Source organism: Bradyrhizobium sp. WSM471, assembly GCF_000244915.1.
Classification (GTDB): Bacteria; Pseudomonadota; Alphaproteobacteria; order Rhizobiales; family Xanthobacteraceae; genus Bradyrhizobium.
This window is the reverse complement of record NZ_CM001442.1, coordinates 5,844,449-5,864,689: the sequence shown is the minus strand read 5'-3', so window position 1 is coordinate 5,864,689 and position 20,241 is coordinate 5,844,449. Positions and strand designations below refer to the sequence as shown.

The following is a 20,241-nucleotide window of genomic DNA, read 5'->3' as shown; positions in this document are numbered from 1 at the left end:
TCTCGAAGGACGGCCGCAGGCGACAGACGGGCCTGCATGGTTCGAGACGCGCGTTCCGCGCTCCTCACCATGAGGGGAAAACGCTCGTAACGCAGCCCGCGCTAGTTGCTGCAGTCCTTCAGATCCTTGTCGGCGATCGAGAACACCGCATCCGCCTTGATCTCGATGTCGCGCACGATGCACTGCCGTGCATTGGGATAGCTGACCTTGGCGTCGTAGCGGCCAGGCTCGACGCCGGTGATGCGCAGCCGCTCGTCGTGGTCGACCTCCTTGTCCTTGTCGTTCAAGCACTGGTTCGGCCCCCACTCGGTCTTCCCGGCCGGTGAGAGCTGGAAGCCGGAGATCGTCTCCGTCGTCAGATTCCAGAGCCGGATACCCTTGCCTTTGGTCTGCGCGAGCGCCGCGCCCGGCATCGCAACCAACAGGATGCCGATCGCAATCAGCGTGCGCCGCATGAGAAACCTCCCGCGAAGATGTCGTTGGTCCAGTTGACCATGAGTTCTCATTTCGTTTCAAGCTGCAACGCCGCGAGCTCGGCCCTGATCCTGCCGAGTTCGGCCTCGCTGCGCTCCGCGCGCGGGATGGCAATCGGCACCTCCCGAACGATTCGCGCCGGTCGCGGCGACAGCAAGAACAGGCGGTCGCCGAGCCGGATCGCGTCATCCAGGCTGTGGGTGACGAGCAGCGTCATCACCGGACGGCGCGCTACCAGCGTCGCGATCTCGTCGCGCAAACGGCCGGCGAGCGCGTCGTCGAGCGAGGCGAGGGGCTCGTCGAGCACGAGCAGATCGGGCTCCACCGCAAAGGCGCGGGCCAGCGCAACGCGCCGGGCCAACCCCAGTGACAATTCGCCGGGAAAATGGCTGCGATGCGCCTCCAGCTCCAGGATCCTGAACAGCTCGGCGAGCTTGGCGTCAGTGACATCGGGTGCCGCAAGCCGCACATTCTGCTCGACCGAGCGCCATGGCAGCAGCCGTGGCTCCTGGAAAACCATGCCGATCCGCGCTTCCGGCGGGCGCGAGACGCGCCCCGCGAAATCGCGGTCGAGCCCAAGGATGATGCGCAGCATCGTGCTCTTGCCGCAGCCGGACGGACCGATCAGCACGCCGACCTCGCCGGATTGCAGCGCGAAGCTAACCGGCGCGAGCACCTGCTGCGTCCCGCCCGCGGCACTCTTGAACCTCTTGCCTGTGATATCGACCTCAAGCCGCACGGGGTCGCCACCGTGTTGCGCGGGCTTCGAACGGTTGCACCAGCGCGGTCTCGATCACGAGCACGACGGCGGCGAAAGTAAGTGAATAGGCCAGCAGCCGCGGCGTGTCGAACAGCTGGAAAGCGACGCCGATCTCGAAGCCGACGCCGTTCGGCCGGCCCAGGAGTTCGGCGACCAGCACGATCTTCCACACCAGCGACAATCCGGAGCGGGCTGAGGCTGCGATATAGGGCGCCAGTTGCGGCAGCACGACGTGGCGGAAGGCGCGCCAGCGCGGCATCGCGAACACGCTCGCCATCTCGTCGAGCGAGCGGTCGAGCGCGCGCGCCCCCTCGCGCAGGGTGACGATGGCGGTCGGCAGCTTGTTGATGGCGATCGCCGCGATCGCTGCGGCTTCAGTGAGCCCGGCCCAGATATAGGCGAGCACGATCACGACCAGCGCGGGCAGGTTCAGCAGCAGGATCAGCCAGGGATCGCCGAGCCGGTCGGCGAGCTTCACCCGTCCCATCAGATAGCCGATGGCGCTGCCGAGTGACATCGCCAGCACGAAGGCGAGGCTTACGCGGGCGAGCGTGGCGCCAAGATGCAGGAACAGCGCGCCGCTCGATGCTTCCGCGATGACGACGTCGAGCACGGCGGGCGGGGAGGGGAGCTTTGCGGCGCCGACGAAAAGCGCGGCTGTCCACCAGATCGCGAGCAACAGGGCAAACGACAGAAGGCGCAGCACCTCAGTCTCCGGGAACTGCGTGATAGAACGTGCCGGGATCGAGCTCGGCAGCCGGGCCCACGAGGTCGCGGCCGCCGGTCTCGGCCAGCACGCGGTAGAGCACGCGCGCGTCCTTTTCTTCGTCATCGATGCCCCGGCGCGGAATGCCGTCGCGATATCGCTCGCGATAGGTCTTGAGCAGGGTGGCATCGCTCGTGCCGGTGAGCGGTGCGATCTTGTCCCAGGCGGCATCCGAGGTCACCAGCAGCTGCTTGGCCTTGCGCGTCATCGCGATGAAGCGCGCCACCGCCTCGCGGTGACTTGCTGCCCAGCTTTCGTCGAAGACATAGCCGACTGCGGAGACCGCGCCCTTGGCGCCGAGCTTCGGCAGGATGTCCTCGATGCCGGCGAGGCGTCTAAAACCTTTGGCCTCCAGCTGCGCGCAGAAATTCCAGAAGTTGAGGCTCGCATCCATCTCGCCGTCGAGCGCCTTGGCGGCGATCAGGGGCGGAGCACCATAGACGATGGTCGCCTCCGATTTCAGGTCGATGCCGTCCTGCTTCATGCGCGCCTGGAGCAGCAGCCAGCTCTTGTCGATGGGACCGCCGCCGACGGCGAGCTTGCGGCCCTTCAAATCGGCGAGCGACTTGATCGGCGAGGAGGCCGGCACCATCACCGCGCCGAGCGCGCTGGAATAGGGATAGAAGGTGAGCTTGGCGCCGAGCGTGCGCTCGCGCGACACCCACAGCCAGTCGGACAGGATGATGTCGGCATTGCCGGCGCGTAGCGCGATCTTGCCGGCCTCGGGGCTCGCAAGCTCGGTGACGTCGAGCGACAGGTCGGCCTCCTTGTCGAGGCCGCCGGCGCGCATCGCGGCCAGCTCCCAGGAGAATGTTCCGGTCTTCTGCACCGCAAGGCGGATGGTATCCGCGGCGCGGCCGGACCCGGCGAGTGTCAGCGCCAGCGTCACCGCGAGCGCCAATGATCGACCAAATGCTCTCATCACCTTGTGAGCCGTTTCCTCTGATAGAGTGCTTTTCAGGACAATACGCATAGCATAGCTTCCGTCGCAACCAGCGGGAGGACGCTCATGAATCTGGCCGGACAGCTACGACCGATTGTCGCCGCATTGGCGGTGTGGGCTGCGCCCGCGCTCGCCGCGCAGGCTGAAGAGGCCAATGATTATCCCACGTCGGCGCGTGCCGAGTATGTCTATGGCTGCATGAAGGCCAATGGCGAGAGCCGTCAGGCGATCGAGCAATGTTCCTGCTCGATCGACGTTGTGGCCTCGATCGTGTCCTATGAGCGCTACGTCACCGCCGAAACCGCGCTCAGCATGTCCCAGGTCCGCGGCAATCTCGGCGTCCAGTTCCGCACGTCGGAGCAGGCGAATTCCGCGGTGAATGACCTCAGGCGCGCGCAGGCGGAAGCCGAGGTGAGGTGTTTTTGACTGTGCCGCGCTGCTTCGCTTCCCTCGTCAAGGTCGCCAGCGGAGCTTCGATGGTATGATCCGACGGGCTTGCTTGGTAGGATATCTCGATGGACCGGCACGGCGTTGGAGTGCACCGGGCGATTGGTGATGCGCCCATCATCGATGATGCAAACGCCGATGCGCCTCGATCGCGTCGCGCAAGACGGTTCCCGCTCGGCCCGGCATTGGGAATGATCGCCGCATTGTCGGCGGTCTCGAATGCGAGCGCGCAGGAGGCCGAGCCGCGATCGTATTCGAATACGCCTGTCGGGTTGAATTTCCTGATCTCGGGCTACGTTTACGCCCAAGGCAAGCTCGCGTTCGATCCCAGCACCGCGATCGCCGATGCCACATTTCGCTCCGATACCGGCGTAGTGGCCTATGTTCGGTCCTTCGACGTCGCTGGCCAGTCGGCCAAGTTCGATGCGATCGTGCCGACATCGTCGTTTGCCGCGCATGGGCTCGTCAACGGCGAGCCGCGCGAACGAGAGATGTCCGGTCTGGGCGATCCGCGATTTCGTGTCTCGGTCAACCTGTTTGGGGCTCCCGCGCTCTCGGCGAAGGACTTCGCCAGCTACCACCAGGATCTGATCGTGGGCGTAAGCCTTCAGGTCTCCGCGCCCCTCGGGCAATATGACAGCACCAAGCTGCTTAACCTCGGCGGCAACCGTTGGTCGTTCCGGCCCGAGCTGGGAGTTTCAAAGGCATGGGGACCATGGACCGTCGAGCTCGCCCCCAGCGTGACCTTCTTCAGCGACAACACCGACTTCTTCGGCGGCAAGACGTTCTCGCAGGCTCCGATCTATGCGGTGCAGGGACATGTCATCTACACGTTCCAGTCCGGCATATGGATGGCGCTGGACGGACTGTATTTCGCCGGCGGCAGCACGACCCTCAACGGCATCAAAAACGACAACGAGCAGGCTATCTCGCGCGCGGGCGTGACGGTTGCGTTTCCGATCGATCGACAAAACTCAGTCAAGCTCTCAGCCAGCACCGGCATCACCAGCCGCACGGGAAGCGAACTGACAGCTGTCGGTATCGCATGGCAGTATCGTTGGGGCGAGGGATATTGAGGGAGGATAATGGACGCCCTCACGTCCCCGGCTTCTCCACATCCCACTCGTTGCGGAACACGTGTCCGTCCGTATCCTTGGCTTCCGCGCGAAAACGCCTGGCGCCGTTGGACACATAGGTGAAGCGCAGATTGGGATCTTCCGAGATCGAGATGCCGCCTTCCATCGAGAGCACGGGGCTGTCGTCCTGCGTCAGCTTGAGCTGGTTGACGAAGAAGGCGGGAATGTAAAGCTGCGTGACCTGATCCATCTGCAGGCCGGAATTGTTGGGGTGGCCGATCATGATCTGCGCCTCCCGCATGCGGCTCGCCGGGGCCTCCTCGCGCGCGAATTGGCGGTAGCGCATCTGACCGAGCCGGTTCTGGGCTTCCTCGGCATTCTTGCCCGCCGGTGCCGAGCAGCCGCCGGAAGCCTTTACATAGACTTTCGAGACATAGAGCTGGCCATCGCTGAGCTCGGCCACCGCATGGACGTCGGTGTAGTTGTTGACGCGCACGCGCGTCGAGATTTCGGTGACGTTGGCATCCGGCCCGAGCTCGAACTTCGCTGCCATCGGCGCGGGGTTACGATCGATCACCAGCGTGATCGAACGGATGCGGCGGGCGTCGCCAGGCGAGAGCTTGCTGCGCAGGGTCACTGGCACGATGGCCGCGTCCTCGGCGCGATACGGCATCTCGATGCCAATGACATTGCCGCCGTCATTCATCGGACGGTTGCTGAAGATGTCCTGCACCAGGCCTGGCCAGGGATCGTAAGCTTCTTCCGCCTGCGCCGGCACGGCGAATGCAATGCCGAGGAGCAGGGCGATCAGAGGCAGTCGGCGCGTGCATCCCGTCATGGTCTTGGTCCCGCGGACGAAGCAACGTTTCGCGCATCGTAGCGCGTCCGCTACTCCCATTCAATTTCCGAAAATGCTGCGGTTGCGTTGCGGGCGTTGTAGTCGTCGAACAGCTCCCAATGCGGCCGTTCCGAGGCGGCGGCCTTGTCAGCGGCGGTTCGGATCGGCTCGCCCTTCTTGTTCGATGCCCGGACGTCCGCCAGCAGTGCCGTCAGATAGCGCCGTTCATCGGTCAGCGCCGCAGGCCATTCGCTCACGGGCCCGTGACCGGGAACGACGCGCTGCGCCGGAATACTCTCGAGTTCCGCGAGAGTGCCGAGCCAGCCGCGAATGCTGCCGTCCATCACCGGAATATGGCGGAGGAATACGAGGTCGCCAGTGAACAGCGTCTTCGTCGTCTCGTCGAACACGGTCAGGTCATTGTCGCTGTGCCCGGCCGGCCAGGCCCGCAAGGTCAGGCGGCGCGCGCCGAGATCGAGCGTCATTGTGTCCGTGACGAGCATTGTGGGCGGCACGATCTTCACGGGAGATATCAATTCGTCGCCCATGATGCGCCTAAAATTGTCGAGATAGTACGGCCCGCGCGCAGCGAGCGCCCGCGGCAGCCTGCTGTGACCGACGAAGATGGTGTCCCCGATGGCGAAGGCCGCATTGCCGAAAACATGGTCGGGATGGCCGTGGGTATTGATGACGTAGCGGATCGGCTTGCTGGTGCGGGCCCGCACCGCCGCCAGCAGCGCCTCGCCCTCGCGAACGCTACCGCCGGTATCAATCACCGCCACAGCATCCTCGCCCACGATGAATCCGACATTGGCGATGTCGCCCTCGTTCTCGCGGGTCATCAGGGCGATGGTCCCGGAGTGTACGAAGATTCCCGGCGCGACTTCGCTCACAGGCAATTCGGCCGCTGCGGCGCATGCTAGCGTCGCTGTCACCAGCAGGGACAAGGCTGCGATCACGAGAGCGATGCGAGACACTTTTCCGCCTCAGTTCAAAGGGTTTGCGCGCATTGCACTGCAACAAAGAAAAGCCAGCACACAGCCTGGCAAAACATGGCGCGTCATGCGTTGCATGGCTAGCATTCAAACAAGCCTAGGAGGAAGCGCGATGACGGAGGCCGGACGACATCGTCGCTGGTTGCTTTCACTAAGTATCCTGGTTGCGTCTTGTGCGTTCGGCGACGTCGCCATCGCGCAGACCAACGAGACGGGTGACCTCTCCTTCGAGCTGGTCGATCCCAAGGTGCTGCGCGTCTGTTCCGACCCGCGCAATCTGCCGTTCTCGAATGAGAAGGGCGAGGGGTTCGAGAACAAGCTTGCCGAGCTGTTTGCGGACAAGCTCCAGAAGAAGCTCGACTATGTCTTTTTTCCGCAAGCCACCGGCTTCGTGCGCATGACGCTCGGCTCGCATCGCTGCGACGTCATCATGGGCTTCCCCCAAGGCGATGACCTCGTGCAAGGCACCAATCCCTATTACCGCACGAGCTATGCGCTGGTCGCGAAAGCGGGCAGCGGGCTGGAGGAAGTCGACACGCTCGAGGATGCTAGGCTGAAGGGCAAGCATGTCGGCATCGTCGCCGGCACGCCACCTGCGACCAACATGGCCATCGCGGGACTGATGGGTGATGCAAAGCCCTATCCGCTAATGATCGACACGCGCTACGACAATTCGGCGCAGGCCATGATCGATGACCTTACGGCCGGCAAGATCGATGCCGGCGTGCTGTGGGGACCGATGGCAGGGTTCTACGCGAAGAAGGCGGGATCGCTTCATGTCACGCCGCTGGTGAAGGAAACCACCGGGCCCAAACTGGTCTATCGCATCGGCATGGGCGTGCGTGGCGCCGACCAGAACTGGAAGCGGCAGCTCAACAAGCTGATCCAGGAGAACCAGGGCGAGATCAACAAGATCCTGCTCGACTTTGGCGTGCCGCTGCTGGACGAGAGCGATCGGCCGCTCGGCGCGGAGACGGCCAAGAAGACGCCATGAGGAAGACGCCATGAAGCGGCCTCTTGCCGTTGCGCTGGTCGCCGCCATGCTGGTGGCGCCGGTCGTTGCGCAGCAGCAGGAGCCGTTCGAGCCCGAGGGCTATCGCACCGACAACTACCGCGCGCCCGTGCCGGCGACGCTCGGCGGCGCGCGCGTGCTGTCGACGTCAGAAGCCGAGGCGATCTGGCACGCCAAGAGCGGCGCCTTCATCGACGTGCTGCCGCGCGCGCCGAAGCCGAAGAACCTTCCCGCGGGTACCGTCTGGCGCGAGGCGCCGCGCAAAAACATCCCGGGCAGCATCTGGCTGCCGGATACCGGCTACGGCACGCTGCCGCCCGCCATGGACGACTATTTCCAGCGCGGCCTCGCGCGTGCATCACACGGCGACAAGACCGCGCTGCTCGTGATCTATTGCCTGGCCGATTGCTGGATGTCCTGGAACGCCGCCAAGCGCGCGCTCGCGTATGGCTACAACGTCGCCTGGTATCCCGATGGCACCGATGGCTGGGAGCGCGCAAAGCTTCCTACTGAGGAGGCGCAGCCCGAGCCGCGGCCGGAGCAGTAGGCAAGCTGCATCACCTAGCGCGGGTGCGCTCCCTCGCCCCGTTCTTACGGGGTGAGGGGCCTTTCTCCTCAGATTGAACCCATCGAGGGACCTGTACCCCATCACCCGGAATCCGCGCTGCGCGCGAATTCCGACCTCTCCCCGCAAGCGGGCGCAAGCGGGGAGAGGTGAAGGCAACACTACTGCTTCTGCAACTTCGTCAGCGTGCCCGTGCCGTTATTGTCGGTCGCAGAGTAGCTCACCCGGTCGCCAGCGTGGACGGCGTCGAGCATCGCGGCATCCTTGGCCTTGTACTGCTGGAGCGCGCCGGCGCCGCCTGCGCTGCCACCGACTGTGCCCTTCTGCGTCTGCTGGATCGAGATCGTACTGTTGAGCCGATCGATCCGGGTGACCATTCCGGTCAGATCGTCAGCGATTGCGCTGCTTGCGAGCATGCTGATGGCCGCAGCGCCTGCGAGGATGAATTTCGTGGTTCCCATCGAGGCCTCCCGATGCCTTGGATTACCCATCGACAAGACATCCTAGACCGATTTGGTTCCGGCATACAGCGCGGCGACAGGTTAGTGACCGCAATGGAGGCGCGGGAACCGGCTGCAAGCGGTCAATGAGGCTGACTCTATTCCATTTCCTGCTGGATCACGCGTCCGAGCGCAAACAGCCGCTGGTCGATGGTCGTGGGAACCTCGCAAACGAACCGCACCACCTTGTGGCGGTCCTCGAAAATGCGGGTCTTCCAGATCAGCTCGTTGCTGAGCGCCTCGACCTTAGCCTCGTCGCGCGGCGTGGCGCCCTGGAGCGCCTGGATCTGGACACTCTCCTCGCGGATCTTGTCGGCGGCTTCGCGCTGCTTGCGGCTGACGCGCTCCAGCCCGCTCATGACCTGCGAGCGCTGAGCGTTGAGCGTGTCGAACAGGCCTGCGAACAGCAGTTTCGCATTCGCGGTCTTGTCGGCCGCGGAGCCCGCCAAAAACTCCTTCACCAGCTTCTCGGCCTCGTCCAGCGGCGTCTTGCGTGCAGACAGTTTGGCGACCAGCGCGCTGACTTTGGCGTCGTCCTTCCACTTGTTCTGCACGTCGTCGAGCGAAGGACCAGCCCAGACGGCGGCGAGCGAAATTTCCGGCACTTTTGCCTGCGTGCAGGGCCAATCCGGATAACGCGGATCGGCCGCGCGTGCCGCCGTGCTCGCGGCTGCAAGCATCAGAGCGGCCATGGCCAGAACCCGAAACGTCATCCTTCGCCTCCCGCAGGGCCACGTCGCGCCAGCCCGCGCGAGGGATCATAGGCATAGATCGCGCCGATCATGAAGACGATTGTGCAGGTCGCGACCACCGCCAGCGAGATCCAGTTGATCTGCCCATACAGCGCGAAGCGTATCAGCTCGACCGCATGGGTGAACGGATTGGCCTCGCAGACATAGTAGAGATAGGGGCTGCCCTCCTGCACCCGCCAGAGCGGGTAGAGTGCCGATGAAGCGAAGAACATCGGGAAAATGACAAAATTCATCACGCCGGCAAAGTTCTCCAGCTGCTTGATGCCGGAGGAGATCAGCATGCCCAGCGAGCCCAGCATCAGTCCGGACAGGATCAGTGCCGGCAGCACGGTGAGATAGCCTGATAGAGGAGGGGTGATGTCCCAGAACCAGGCGATCAGCAGGAACGCATAGACCTGGAGCAGCGACACCGCGGTGCCCGCGAGCAGCTTGCAGAACAACAGGTAGCCGCGCGGTAATGGGCTTACCAGCAGCGTGCGCATGTTCCCCATCTCGCGGTCGTAGACCATCGAGAGCGAGGACTGCATGCCGTTGAAGAGCTGGATCATGGCCATCAGCCCGGGCGCGATGAAGACCTCGTAGAGGATGTAGGTCTCGTAGGGCGGGATGATGGAGATGCCGAGCACCTGGCGGAAGCCGGCGGCGAAGATGAACAGCCACACCAGCGGCCGCACCAGCGCCGAGACGAAACGCTCGCGCTGGTGCAGGAAGCGCAGTCCCTCGCGCCAGACGATGCCCGTGAGGCAGGTCATGTATTCGGCGGCGGAGAAGCCGCGTGGCGCCTCGCGCGTGGTGATGCTGCTCATGCGCCGCCGCCCGGCAGGGTCTGCGCGCCGGTCAGGCGCATGAAGGCGGTGTTGACGTCCTGCGCGCCGGCTTCCGCGACGACGCGGCTCATCGGTCCCTGCGCCAGCACCTTGCCCTGGTGCAGCACCACGAGATCGTCACCGGTCATGATCTCGTCGAACAGATGCGTGGCCCAGAGCACGCCGATGCCTTGCTCGCTCACGAGCTGGCGCACATGGCCGATGATGTCGGCGCGCGCCTTGACGTCGAGGCCGACGGTCGGCTCGTCCAGCAACAGCAGGCGCGGCCGGTGCAGCAGGGCGCGTGCGATCTCCAGCCGTCGCATCTGCCCGCCCGAGAGATCGCGCACTTTGCTGCCGGCGCGCTCGGTAAGCCCGATGCGATCGAGCAGCTCGGCGGCCCGCGCTCGCGCCTCGCGGCGGCTGATGCCGTGGAGTGCGGCGTGATAGAGCAGGTTCTGCGTCAGCGACAGATCGAGATCGAGCGTGCGCGGCTGGAACACGACGCCGAGCAACCGCAGCGCTTCGCCGGGGCTTTTGCTGATGTCATGGCCGAAAATGCTGACGCGGCCGGACTGGATCCCGAACAGCCGCGTGATCAGCGAGAACAGCGTGCTCTTGCCTGCGCCGTTGAGGCCGAGCAGGGCCGTGAAGCTCGCGGGCTGGACGTTGAAGGACACGTCCACCAGCGCGCGGCGCGGGCCATAAGCGTGGCTGACGCCGTCGATCGACAGCGCGGGCACAGCCGCCGGATCGGGCCTTGGTGTTTCGCGTTGTTCGGCGATGGGAGCAGGGCTGGTCATGGCGCGATCGTGATACCCCAGGGCAGTTCGCCCACCTGAATGGTCTTGATCACTTTTTGCGCGGCGACGTCGATGACCGAGACGTCGTTCGAGACGCCGTTGGTGGTGAGCAGAAATTTTTCGTCCGGCGTGAATGCCATGTGCCAGACCCGCTGTCCCACCAGCAGATACTTCGTCACCTTGCGCGAGCCGGTATCGACCACGGCGATGCGGTTGGCGGGACCGAGCGCGATGAAGGCGGTCTTGTCGTCCTTGGTCATGCCGATACCAACGGGCTGGATCGCCTCTTTCCTCAACCCCGGAATCTCGAAATTGATCTTGCCTGTCACCTCGTGCTTGCGGGGGTCGATGATCGACACGGTGCCGCCGATCTCCGAGGACACCCACAATTCGGAAGCGTCGTGCTTGAATTCGGCAAAGCGCGGCCGCGCGTCGACCAGCACGTTGGCGACGATCTGGCGCGACGACGTGTCGATGAAATGCGCCATGTTGGTGGTCTCGGACGTGTTGATCAGCGTCTTGCCGTCCGGGCTGATGGTCATGCCCTCGGGCTCGACGCCGACCTGGATGTCGCCAAGGCGGGCGCGCTTCTCGAGGTCGATCACGGTCACCGTGTTGTCGTTCTCGTTGGCGACATAGAGGACCTTGCCGGCGGCATCCTGGGCGAACAATTCCGGGTCCGGCCCGGAGGGCAGGCTGTCCACCACGGTTTGCGTCTTGGCGTCGATCATCTGGATGGTGTCGTCGTCGCCGACCGCGACCATCACGAACTTGCCGTCGCGCGTGAAATCGATGCCGCGCGGGCGTTGGCCGACCTTGATGGTCCTGGTCACCGTCCAGCTCTCGGTATCGATCACCGACACCGTGTTGCTCTTCTCGTTCGAGACATAGGCGACGAACGCATGCGCCGGCGCTGCCGCCAGTGCCAATCCGGACAGCAACCCAATGCGCCACGCGCGCAACGTCCAAGTCCTCACTTTAATGTCCTCACTTTAGCTTGCATTTGCTCTCCGGGCGGTCATAGCCGAGCGTGTCGAGCTCGGAGACCTGATGCAGGAAACCTTCCTGCGGAGACACCGACACCACCATTCGGCCGTCGACCAGCAGGATCGGCTGGCGCAGCTGCAGGTTCCAGTCGCGCAAGGTCAGCTTCGTGCCCTTGAAGGCGGCGACCGAGAAATCCGGGCCCTTGATGAAATCGGTGACCTTCTTGATGTCGCCGGAATTGGTGCGCGAGGTGGCCTCTCCGATCATGCGCACGGCCGTCCACGCCTGCATGTCGAGCGCGGTCATCCGCCGCGCGTTCAGCTTGACGAAGCGGTTCTGCATCTGGATCGCGCCCCACTGGTCCTGCGCGGCGTCCCAGCTCCGCGGCACCAGGCCGGCAGAGCCCGCGACAGGCCGCGGATCCCAGGTGCGATAGGGCAGGTAGGCGCCGAACACCTCGCTCTCGTCGGCGGCGACCAGCACGTCGTAGGCCGGTGCCTGTTGCGTGAATACCGGCATCTGGCGCTGGATCAGCGTCACGCCCGAGTCCGTGCGGCGCGCGCCGCCTTTGTCTTCGAAGCTGCGCTCCTGCACGATCTTGGCGCCGAACCGCGTCGCGGTGCGCCGGAGCGCATCGGCGAACAGTTTGTCCTCGTCATGCGAGCCGACCACGAGCAGCCAGCGCTTCCACTGCTTCCACACCAGATATTGGCCGAGCGCATCGGCCAGCATTGCGCGCGTCGGCGCGGTGTGAATGACGTTGGCACGGCAATCGGCCTCGCGCAGCCGCTCGTCGATCGCGCCGGCGTTGAACAGCAACGTGCCGCGCTCGCGCAGGGCGTCGGCGACCTTCAGCAGCGCGTCGGCCGGCAGGTCGGCGATGATGAAGCCGTTGCGTGCGGCGAGGTCGGTCGCGGCCTGCACGGCATCCTCGCCCTCCTTGATACGCCGCTCCTGCAGCGCAAATCGCTGGCCCAGGAATTTGCCGGTGGTATTGTTGTCCTCGATGGCGAGGCGCGCGCCGGCGACGCCGTCATTCTCCGCGGGCTGCTCGACCAGCGACAGCGTCGATCTGGTGCCGGCGATTCCGAGATAGCCGACGCCGATCACGACGGGGTCGGCCGCGAGCGCGCTCGTCGCAGCAACACCCAGGCCGATCAGGCCGACCAACCATCGGATCATGTTTCCTCCAGATGTTCTCCCCGGCTTGACCGCCGATGGAGAATTGTCTCTGCTAAAGCATGACCGATTTGTCAGGGCATGCAACCCCGCATTTCGTCCTCACGCTGCCACGCCGGGAATCACGATCATGCGAGCGCTGATATGTTTCGCAGCTTTGTTGTTGACGGGCTCGGCCGCGCTCGCCGATCCGCCGAAACTCGCGGTATTCGACTTTGAACTGATCGACACCAGCCTGCCCGGCGAGTTCTATGGATCCAAGCCCGAGGAGGCGCGGCTCGAACTCATCAGCGAGCAGTTGCGCAAGGCACTGGTTGAGTCAGGCAGGTTCCAGCTGCTCGATATCGCGCCGATCCGGGATGCGGCCCGTCACAGCAATCTGCAGGCTTGCGGCGGCTGCGACCTCAAGCTTGCCGGGCAGCTGGGTGCCGATCTGGAAATCACCGGCATGGTGCAGAAGGTCTCGAACCTGATCATCAACCTCAACATCTACCTGCGCGACGTGAAGACCGGCAACATGATCACGGCCGCCAGTGCCGACATGCGCGGCAATACGGATGAATCCTGGACGCGCACGATGAACTATCTGATCCGCAACCGGTTGCTGGCACCGAACTACGGCAAGCCGTGAGGGGGATTTACCCCTTCAATCTCTCCGCATGCCAGTGCAGGTGATCGCCCATGAAGGTCGAGATGAAATAATAGCTGTGGTCGTAGCCCGCCTGTCGTCGCAGCGTCAGCGGGATGTTGGCCTTGGCACAGGCCGCCTGCAGCAATTCAGGACGAAGCTGCTCCTTCAGGAAATTATCGGCCTCGCCGACGTCGACGAGGAAGCCTGAAAACTTCGCGCCGTCCTCGATCAGCGCCACCGTGTCGTGGCTGCGCCAAACGTCCTTGTTCGGTCCGAGATAGCCGGTCAGCGCCTTGATGCCCCAGGGCACGAGCGACGGCGCCACGATCGGCGCAAAGGCGCTGGCCGCGCGAAAACGGTGCGGGTTGCGCAGCGCCACCGTCAGCGCGCCATGGCCGCCCATCGAATGGCCCATCACCGATTGGCGCTTTGCATCGACTGGAAAATTCTCTGCCACGAGTTTCGGCAGTTCGTCGGTGACGTAGCTCCACATGCGATAATTGCGTGAAAACGGCGCTTCCGTCGCGTCGACATAGAAGCCGGCCCCAAGACCGAAATCATAGGCATTGTTGGCATCGCCCGGCACGTCGGGGCCGCGCGGTGAGGTGTCGGGCGCGACGAAGATCAGGCCGAGCTCGGCGCAGGCTTTGCGGAATTCGCCCTTCTCGGTGACGTTGGCGTGCGTGCAGGTGAGGCCGGAGAGATACCAGACCACGGGCAGTTTGGCGCTCTGCGCATGCGGAGGAACATAGACCGAGAACGTCATGTCGGTTCCGGTCGCCTGGCTGGCATGGCGATACACGCCCTGCACGCCGCCATAGGATGTGTTGGTCGAGACAGTCTGGATCGTCATGCCGTTATGCTCCGTGGCATCACACCACATCAGGATTGCAACGCTTGTGTGACCGAATTCGTGGCGCCGTCAGGCCACGCCACTGTCGATCGCCAGCCGCACCAGCTCGACAGAGGTTTTCACCCCGAGCTTCTGGCGCATGATGGACGAGGTGTTGGCGACAGTCTTGTAAGACGACTGCACCAGCCAGGCGATCTCGGATAGGCTCTTTCCGGCGCTGAGCAGCCGCAAAATCTCCATCTCGCGCGCGTTCAGCTTCGACAGCGGGCTTTGCGCCAGAGCGGGTCCGGCAAAGGCGATGCTGCGCGCGATTGCGCTCGGCAGATAGGTGCCGCCGCTGCCGACGGTGCGGATTGCCTCGACGAGATCATCGGGGTCGCCGGTCTTGGAGACGTAGCCCTTGGCGCCGCACTCGATCGCACGCGCGGCGAAAGCAGGGTCGTCGTTCATGCTGAACATGATGATTCGAGCCTCGGGCGCGCGCTCGAGGATGCGGCGCGCGAGCTCGAAGCCGGACACGGTCGGCAGGTTGATGTCGATGATCGAGAGGTCGGGGCGCTCGACGATGAAGACGCACTCGCCGTCTTCGGCGTCGGCGGCCTCCAAAATCTCGATCTCGCCCTCGTCGGCCAGCACGGCACGGCAGCCGGAGGCGACGATGGGATGATCGTCGACGATCAAAATGCGCATGGGCGTTCCTCGCGACAGCGTCTTGGCCTGTTTCGCGCCCGGCCGGGATTGCTGTACGCTTTCGATTAGATATCGGGCGCTTCGCCTCTGTCAACGTTATCGGACAGGCGCAGGCCAATCCTTCGCGAGGCACGGGCGAGACCAATGTGGCAAAATCTATCCTTGCGCGGGCGCATCAACCTGCTGCTGGCGCTGCTGCTGGCGCTGGGACTCGCCGTCAATATCGGCCGCCAGGTCGCGGAAGCCGGACCGCGCGTGCGGGCCGAGGACCAGAGCGTGATCCGGCTCGCGCGCGAATTCATCGAAATGATCGTTGCTGATCTCAACGAGGCGCCCGATCCGGATGCGAGGCTGAACCAGATCGCGCGCGACCTCAGCCGCCTGCGCCATGTCAGCATCGCGCTTCGGGACGAAGCCGGCAGTCCGCTGACGCAGCCCCGGACCGACGCCGATGACGACACCCGCGCGCCGCCGGCCTGGTTCGTCAGCCTGGTTCATCCCGAGCAGACCGCGGTGAGCGTACCCGTCTCGATCCATGGCAAGCCGGGTTCGCTGCTGATCACCTCCCATCCCGATGACGAGATCGCCGAGATCTGGGACGCCATCGTGACCCAGCTCGAGGTCGGCTCGGCGATCGCGCTGGCGCTGTTCCTGGTGATGATGAATGTGGTCGGCCGGGCACTGGCGCCGCTCCAGTCCCTGGCGGATGTGATGGCCGAGCTCGAAGACGGTCGCTATCAGGCGCGCGTCGCGCCGGGCGGCGCGCCGGAACTCGCCGCGATCTGCACCAAGCTCAACCATCTTGCGGCAACGCTCAGTGACGCCATCGAGGACAAGCGGCGCCTTGCGGAGCGAACGGTGTCGCTCCAGGACGTCGAGCGCAAGGAGATCGCGCGCGAGCTCCATGACGAGTTCGGGCCATATCTGTTCTCGCTGCGCGCGCATGCCAGCGCGCTGGCGAAGCAGGCGGACGGACGCGCCCCGAGTGCGGAGGCCGTGCGAAAACACGGCAGTGCCATGCTGGAGCAGATCAATGCGCTTCAGCAGTTCAATCGCCGCGTGCTGGAGCGCCTCCGTCCCGTCGGCCTGGCCGAGCTCGGCCTGCGCCAGGCACTGGAATCGCTGTCGCGGCTGTGGCGGGAGTCGCATCCCGATGTCACTATCGAGACCGTGATCTCGCCGGCGCTTGGCGTCACCGGGGAGACCGCTGACCTCACCATCTACCGCATCGTGCAAGAGGCGCTCACCAACGTGTTCCGCCACGCCGGGGCGACCTCGGTCAATGTCGTCATCGAGCCGGTGACGCAGGCGGCAAGCGACGGCCGCAGCTGTGCCAGGGTGCGGGTCAGCGACAATGGCCGTGGCATGGAGCCGGGCCAGAAGCTCGGCTTCGGGCTCGTCGGCATGCGCGAGCGGATTCTCGCGCTGGGCGGCACGCTCAACGTCGTCTCCGGTGAAGGCGGTCTGACCGTCGAGGCGCTGGTTCCGACGGCGGCGGCCTGATCGCGTCGGGAAAAATTCCCGATTTGGTCGGGAAGATTGGTGCGGATACGGCCCGACCTTTTGTGGCTGGCGCAGTCATCGCTGCCGATTACACTCGTTTCGACCAACCGGCGAAAATCAAAACAGCCGGTGGTGACGGATGGGAAGGCTGGGATGGGCGATCGCGTTCGGTTCAAGGCTCTTGGGTTCAAGCGTCGTTTGTTGATGGCCTCGGTTTCGACCGGGCTGCTCTCCGTCTTTGCGATCCCCGCGTGGGCCGCGCCGGACGAGGAAACCAACGTCCAGAACCTGCCGCCGGTCGAGGTGACGGCGCCGCCGCCGTCAACGGCGCGGCGCACTGCGTCATCGCGTCCGGTCGCGCACATCGGAGCGCCGTCATCCGCGAGCCCCAGGACGCGCCTCTACGTCTACCCGACCGCGCCGGGTACCGGCAGAGGCCTTGACGTCGACAAGGTCTCGTCGGCGATCAACGCCGTCGACGCCAGCCAGATCAAGCGCACCGGCTCGCTGAACATCACCGACGCGCTTCGCGACAACATCGCCGGCGTCAACATCAGCGAGGTCACCGGCAATCCGTTTCAGCCGGATGTCGAATTCCGCGGCTTCGTTGCCTCGCCCGTGACGGGCACGCCCCAAGGCCTCGCGGTGTATCAGAATGGCGTCCGCATCAACGAAGCCTTCTCCGACGCCGTCAACTGGGATCTGATCCCGACCGCGGCGATCCGGTCGGTGACGCTCGTGACCAACAACCCCGCCTTCGGCCTCAACGCGCTGGGCGGCGCGATCAATTTGCAAATGAAGGACGGTTTCACCTATCAGGGCGCGGAGCTTGATCTCATGGGCGGCTCGTTCGGCCGCATCCAGGGCTCGGCGCAATGGGGCAAGACGGTCGACAAGAACTTCGGCGTCTATGCCGCGCTCGAAGGCTTGCACGACAGCGGCTTCCGCAATTTCTCCCAGTCGGACGTGCGCCGCTTCTACGGCGATGTCGGCTACAAGGCCGGCGACAGCGAATTCCACGCCAACATGGGCGTCGCCAAGAATGATTTCGGCGCCAGCGCCGCCGTTCCCGCCGAGCTGCTCGACAAATATTGGGGCGCGACCTACACGACCCCGCAGACCACTTCCAACCGCGTCGGCTATCTCAACCTGACGGGCAAGGTCGATGCGACGCCGACCTGGACGCTCGAAGGCACCGCCCATGTGCGCCGGTACGAGCAGAAGCTCGTCGACGGCAATCCGACCGACGCGCAGGAATGCACCGATCCGGGGCTCAGCGGCCTTCTTTGCTTCGGCGACGGCGCCACACCGGCCAACGGCGTGAACGGCCTGCCGCTTGCCAATCCTTTCGCGTCCGGGACCATCCTCGGCGAGATCGACCGCAGCTCGATACGCTCGACCACCTTCGGCGTGTCGGGGCAGGCCACCAACACCGATCAATTGTTCGGCCACGACAACCGCTTCGTGATGGGCACGACCTATGACGCCAGTGTCACGCGCTACAACGCCACCGCCGAAATCGGCACGATCGGAGAAAACTACGTCGTCAGCGGCAGCGGCCTCTTCCTGGGGCCGACCGGCGTACCGGATACCGTTGCCGGCCCTGTCTCGCTGCGGACCGTCAACCAGTATAACGGCCTCTACGCAATGGACACGTTCAATATCACGGACGCCTTCGCTGTCACCGGCGGCGGCCGTTTCAACGTGGCGCGCATCACGCTGGAGGATCAGCTCGGGACCGATCTCAACGGCGATCACACCTTCACCCGCTTCAATCCGGTGATCGGCGGCACCTACAAGATCACGCCGGAGCTGACGGCCTATGCCGGCTATTCCGAGGCCAACCGCGTTCCGACGCCACTCGAGCTCGGCTGCGCCGATCCTGCCCGTCCCTGTCTCATTGCCGCGTTTCTCGTCTCCGATCCGCCATTGAAGCAGGTCGTGTCCAAGACCGTGGAAGCGGGCCTGCGCGGCAGCAGGGAGCTGAACATCGGCACGCTCGGCTGGAAGATCGGCGGCTTCCGCGCCACCAATTACGACGACATCGTCGCCGTTCCCGCAGTCGGCCGCACCGGCTTCGGCTATTTTTCTAATGTCGGCCGTACCAGGCGTCAGGGGCTCGAAGCCGAGGTCAACATCAAGTCGCCCACGCTTCAGTTTCAGGCGAGCTACGCGTTCGTCGACGCACGCTATCTCGACGCTTTCGCGCTCGGTTCCGAAAGCCCGTTCAGGGATACGGTCACCGAGACCATTCAGGTGCTGCCCGGCAACAAGCTCCCGGCGATCCCGCGCCATCGCGTCAAGGTCGGCATCGACTATGCCGTCACCGACGTCTGGAAAGTCGGCGGCAACGCGCTGTTCGTCTCCAGCCAATATCTGGTCGGCGACGAGTCCAACCAATATGCGAAGCTGCCGTCCTATACCGTGTTCAACCTGCACACGTCCTACCAGGTGACCAAGAACGTCCAGCTCTACGGCAAGATCGACAATATCTTCGACAAGCGCTACGCGACCTACGGACAGTTCTTCGACACCAAAGCCGTGCCCAACTTCACCAATGGCGGTGCCGAGTTCACCGACCCGCGCTCGCTCAGTCCGGCAAGGCCGCGCGCCTTCTATGCGGGGATGCGGGTGACGTTCTGATCTGGCTCGGTAAGCCCGGGGGCTGGCGCGGGGTGGCGCCGCCCGGAACGGCGTGTCACGCCGGCTCTGTTCTACCTCAAGCCGATTGACTCATTGTTCATGTTTTGTTCTTATGTTGCTCGTCCAGCCAAGGGAGCGAGCCATGGACAACCGCATCAACGAAATCCGCAGGATCATCAGGGCATTACGCGTCAGCATGCGTGAGACCGAGGCGATCATGCATGAGCAGATCAACAGGGACGAGGACTGCAGCTTCGTCGCAGGCGAAGTCATGAAGATGCGCACCGTGATGAGCGGCCTCGTTCAGGAGCGGGCCGCGCTCGGAGACACCGACCCGATCGTCGTCGCCAGCCTCTTCGTTCCCCGCCGTCGGCCGATGCCATCGCGCGTTGGTGGTGAGAAGCACCGCCTTGTTCCGCCGCGAGAGATGGCACGGGCATGAAGGGGGAGAGGCCGACCTACTTCTCCGACATGCAGGAGCCCCCGGAATTTCTGAAGGCGCTCCATCATGCGCGGCGCCTGTCCTGCCTCGAGGGCTGGTGCCGCATGCACATCGAGGCCATCCAGGTTGCGATTGATCAATACGCGGAAGCGGCTCTCGGTAACCGGGAGTTCTTCCTCAACAAGCCGCACAGCATCGGCGAGAGTCGGAGAAGCGGTAATGTGCCGTAACAGCGGCGCATGTCGGCGTATCGACCTTTGACACGTCCGATGATCCCGCGCGCCGGCGAAGCCCGGCGTCGCGTTGTTTTTACCGATCGGAAACCATAGCGAATGATCCTAAAATTGTAACGAAACGACTTGGCTGTCTCTGCGTCGGTTTGTCGGAGGGCCCGTCCGATGACAGAGCACCAGTTGAGAGAGCAGGAATTTCAGATCGCGCGTTACCGGCGTTTGGAGCGCGAAGTGACCGATCCACTTGCCGCGTGTCTGCTTCACAGCATCATCGAGGACTTGGAAGCCGAGCTGCGCAGGGATAGCCCGGATTGGCACGGGCCGCGCGATTAACGCTTTGTTA

Annotated in this window: 24 protein-coding genes; 10 read left to right on the top strand and 14 right to left on the bottom strand. The window is 64.3% G+C overall.

Annotation, left to right across the window (positions count from 1 at the left end):
• Positions 1 to 101 precede the first annotated feature (101 nt).
• The 4 genes from BRA471DRAFT_RS26695 to BRA471DRAFT_RS26680 are packed head-to-tail and all read right to left on the bottom strand — an operon-like array spanning position 102 to position 2,922.
• Positions 102 to 455 carry a hypothetical protein gene (locus BRA471DRAFT_RS26695; protein WP_007612969.1) on the bottom strand — a complete coding sequence of 118 codons (354 nt, stop codon included), beginning with the start codon at positions 453 to 455 and terminating at the stop codon, positions 102 to 104.
• Between the two features lie 47 nt (positions 456 to 502).
• The gene (locus BRA471DRAFT_RS26690) at positions 503 to 1,213 is read right to left on the bottom strand and encodes an ABC transporter ATP-binding protein (protein WP_007612968.1); all 711 of its coding nucleotides are present in this window, start codon (positions 1,211 to 1,213) and stop codon (positions 503 to 505) included.
• Positions 1,203 to 1,940, bottom strand: coding sequence for an ABC transporter permease (locus BRA471DRAFT_RS26685; protein ID WP_007612967.1), 738 nt, complete (start codon positions 1,938 to 1,940; stop codon positions 1,203 to 1,205). Before BRA471DRAFT_RS26685 ends, BRA471DRAFT_RS26690 begins: the two co-directional genes overlap by 11 nt.
• A 1-nt stretch (position 1,941) precedes the next feature.
• A complete protein-coding gene (locus BRA471DRAFT_RS26680) occupies positions 1,942 to 2,922 on the bottom strand; it encodes an ABC transporter substrate-binding protein (protein ID WP_035974296.1) in 981 nt (326 codons plus the stop codon).
• 87 nt (positions 2,923 to 3,009) lie between these two features.
• On the opposite strand from BRA471DRAFT_RS26680, the gene BRA471DRAFT_RS26675 reads away from it, so the two are divergent.
• Together BRA471DRAFT_RS26675 and BRA471DRAFT_RS26670 are read left to right on the top strand one after the other, a co-directional pair.
• Positions 3,010 to 3,369: a hypothetical protein gene (locus BRA471DRAFT_RS26675; protein ID WP_007612964.1), complete on the top strand. Its 360-nt coding sequence runs from the start codon at positions 3,010 to 3,012 to the stop codon at positions 3,367 to 3,369.
• 89 nt (positions 3,370 to 3,458) lie between these two features.
• Positions 3,459 to 4,466, top strand: a complete 1,008-nt coding sequence (locus BRA471DRAFT_RS26670) for a transporter (protein ID WP_007612953.1) — start codon at positions 3,459 to 3,461, stop codon at positions 4,464 to 4,466.
• A 19-nt stretch (positions 4,467 to 4,485) separates the two neighbouring features.
• Here the strand turns inward: BRA471DRAFT_RS26670 and BRA471DRAFT_RS26665 are convergent, their stop codons facing one another.
• Together BRA471DRAFT_RS26665 and BRA471DRAFT_RS26660 are read right to left on the bottom strand one after the other, a co-directional pair.
• A complete protein-coding gene (locus tag BRA471DRAFT_RS26665; protein WP_007612951.1) occupies positions 4,486 to 5,304 on the bottom strand; it encodes a quinoprotein dehydrogenase-associated SoxYZ-like carrier in 819 nt (272 codons plus the stop codon).
• Between the two features lie 50 nt (positions 5,305 to 5,354).
• Positions 5,355 to 6,281, bottom strand: coding sequence for a quinoprotein relay system zinc metallohydrolase 2 (locus BRA471DRAFT_RS26660; RefSeq protein ID WP_007612943.1), 927 nt, complete (start codon positions 6,279 to 6,281; stop codon positions 5,355 to 5,357).
• Between the two features lie 130 nt (positions 6,282 to 6,411).
• Between BRA471DRAFT_RS26660 and BRA471DRAFT_RS26655 the strand changes: the two genes are divergently transcribed.
• Both BRA471DRAFT_RS26655 and BRA471DRAFT_RS26650 read left to right on the top strand, forming a co-directional pair.
• Positions 6,412 to 7,293, top strand: coding sequence for a substrate-binding domain-containing protein (locus tag BRA471DRAFT_RS26655; RefSeq protein ID WP_007612942.1), 882 nt, complete (start codon positions 6,412 to 6,414; stop codon positions 7,291 to 7,293).
• Positions 7,294 to 7,303: 10 nt separating this feature from the next.
• Positions 7,304 to 7,858, top strand: a complete 555-nt coding sequence (locus BRA471DRAFT_RS26650) for a PQQ-dependent catabolism-associated CXXCW motif protein (RefSeq protein ID WP_007612941.1) — start codon at positions 7,304 to 7,306, stop codon at positions 7,856 to 7,858.
• A gap of 179 nt (positions 7,859 to 8,037) precedes the next feature.
• Here the strand turns inward: BRA471DRAFT_RS26650 and BRA471DRAFT_RS26645 are convergent, their stop codons facing one another.
• The 6 genes from BRA471DRAFT_RS26645 to BRA471DRAFT_RS26620 form a co-directional block, all read right to left on the bottom strand.
• On the bottom strand, positions 8,038 to 8,337 hold the full coding sequence (locus BRA471DRAFT_RS26645; protein ID WP_007612939.1) for a copper-binding protein: 300 nt from the start codon (positions 8,335 to 8,337) through the stop codon (positions 8,038 to 8,040).
• 137 nt (positions 8,338 to 8,474) lie between these two features.
• Entirely contained in the window at positions 8,475 to 9,089 is a 615-nt protein-coding gene (locus tag BRA471DRAFT_RS26640; RefSeq protein ID WP_007612937.1) for a hypothetical protein, read from the bottom strand.
• Entirely contained in the window at positions 9,086 to 9,934 is an 849-nt protein-coding gene (locus tag BRA471DRAFT_RS26635) for an ABC transporter permease (RefSeq protein ID WP_007612935.1), read from the bottom strand. Before BRA471DRAFT_RS26635 ends, BRA471DRAFT_RS26640 begins: the two co-directional genes overlap by 4 nt.
• Complete coding sequence (locus BRA471DRAFT_RS26630; protein ID WP_007612933.1) at positions 9,931 to 10,737, bottom strand: ABC transporter ATP-binding protein; 807 nt, start codon at positions 10,735 to 10,737, stop codon at positions 9,931 to 9,933. The genes BRA471DRAFT_RS26635 and BRA471DRAFT_RS26630 overlap by 4 nt, the downstream gene beginning before the upstream one ends.
• Positions 10,734 to 11,714: a YVTN family beta-propeller repeat protein gene (locus tag BRA471DRAFT_RS26625; RefSeq protein ID WP_007612932.1), complete on the bottom strand. Its 981-nt coding sequence runs from the start codon at positions 11,712 to 11,714 to the stop codon at positions 10,734 to 10,736. Before BRA471DRAFT_RS26625 ends, BRA471DRAFT_RS26630 begins: the two co-directional genes overlap by 4 nt.
• A gap of 10 nt (positions 11,715 to 11,724) precedes the next feature.
• A complete protein-coding gene (locus BRA471DRAFT_RS26620; protein WP_007612930.1) occupies positions 11,725 to 12,906 on the bottom strand; it encodes an ABC transporter substrate-binding protein in 1,182 nt (393 codons plus the stop codon).
• A 127-nt stretch (positions 12,907 to 13,033) separates the two neighbouring features.
• Here BRA471DRAFT_RS26620 and BRA471DRAFT_RS26615 point away from each other — a divergent pair, with 127 nt between their 5' ends.
• A complete protein-coding gene (locus BRA471DRAFT_RS26615; protein WP_007612923.1) occupies positions 13,034 to 13,534 on the top strand; it encodes a DUF3280 domain-containing protein in 501 nt (166 codons plus the stop codon).
• Between the two features lie 7 nt (positions 13,535 to 13,541).
• On the opposite strand, the gene fghA is transcribed toward BRA471DRAFT_RS26615, so the two are convergent.
• Positions 13,542 to 14,387 (bottom strand): S-formylglutathione hydrolase, encoded by an 846-nt coding sequence (fghA, locus tag BRA471DRAFT_RS26610; RefSeq protein ID WP_007612922.1) that lies wholly within the window; start codon positions 14,385 to 14,387, stop codon positions 13,542 to 13,544.
• Positions 14,388 to 14,456: 69 nt separating this feature from the next.
• The gene (locus BRA471DRAFT_RS26605) at positions 14,457 to 15,077 is read right to left on the bottom strand and encodes a response regulator transcription factor (protein WP_007612921.1); all 621 of its coding nucleotides are present in this window, start codon (positions 15,075 to 15,077) and stop codon (positions 14,457 to 14,459) included.
• A gap of 144 nt (positions 15,078 to 15,221) precedes the next feature.
• Here BRA471DRAFT_RS26605 and BRA471DRAFT_RS26600 point away from each other — a divergent pair, with 144 nt between their 5' ends.
• The 5 genes from BRA471DRAFT_RS26600 to BRA471DRAFT_RS39115 all read left to right on the top strand — a co-directional run bounded on the left by BRA471DRAFT_RS26600 (position 15,222) and on the right by BRA471DRAFT_RS39115 (position 20,231).
• On the top strand, positions 15,222 to 16,580 hold the full coding sequence (locus tag BRA471DRAFT_RS26600; protein ID WP_007612920.1) for a histidine kinase: 1,359 nt from the start codon (positions 15,222 to 15,224) through the stop codon (positions 16,578 to 16,580).
• A gap of 153 nt (positions 16,581 to 16,733) precedes the next feature.
• Positions 16,734 to 19,223 carry a TonB-dependent receptor gene (locus BRA471DRAFT_RS26595; RefSeq protein ID WP_007612919.1) on the top strand — a complete coding sequence of 830 codons (2,490 nt, stop codon included), beginning with the start codon at positions 16,734 to 16,736 and terminating at the stop codon, positions 19,221 to 19,223.
• 142 nt (positions 19,224 to 19,365) lie between these two features.
• Positions 19,366 to 19,665: a hypothetical protein gene (locus BRA471DRAFT_RS39125; protein ID WP_007612918.1), complete on the top strand. Its 300-nt coding sequence runs from the start codon at positions 19,366 to 19,368 to the stop codon at positions 19,663 to 19,665.
• A complete protein-coding gene (locus BRA471DRAFT_RS39120; RefSeq protein ID WP_007612916.1) occupies positions 19,662 to 19,895 on the top strand; it encodes a hypothetical protein in 234 nt (77 codons plus the stop codon). Before BRA471DRAFT_RS39125 ends, BRA471DRAFT_RS39120 begins: the two co-directional genes overlap by 4 nt.
• A 168-nt stretch (positions 19,896 to 20,063) precedes the next feature.
• Positions 20,064 to 20,231, top strand: a complete 168-nt coding sequence (locus BRA471DRAFT_RS39115) for a hypothetical protein (RefSeq protein WP_007612915.1) — start codon at positions 20,064 to 20,066, stop codon at positions 20,229 to 20,231.
• Positions 20,232 to 20,241 lie beyond the last annotated feature (10 nt).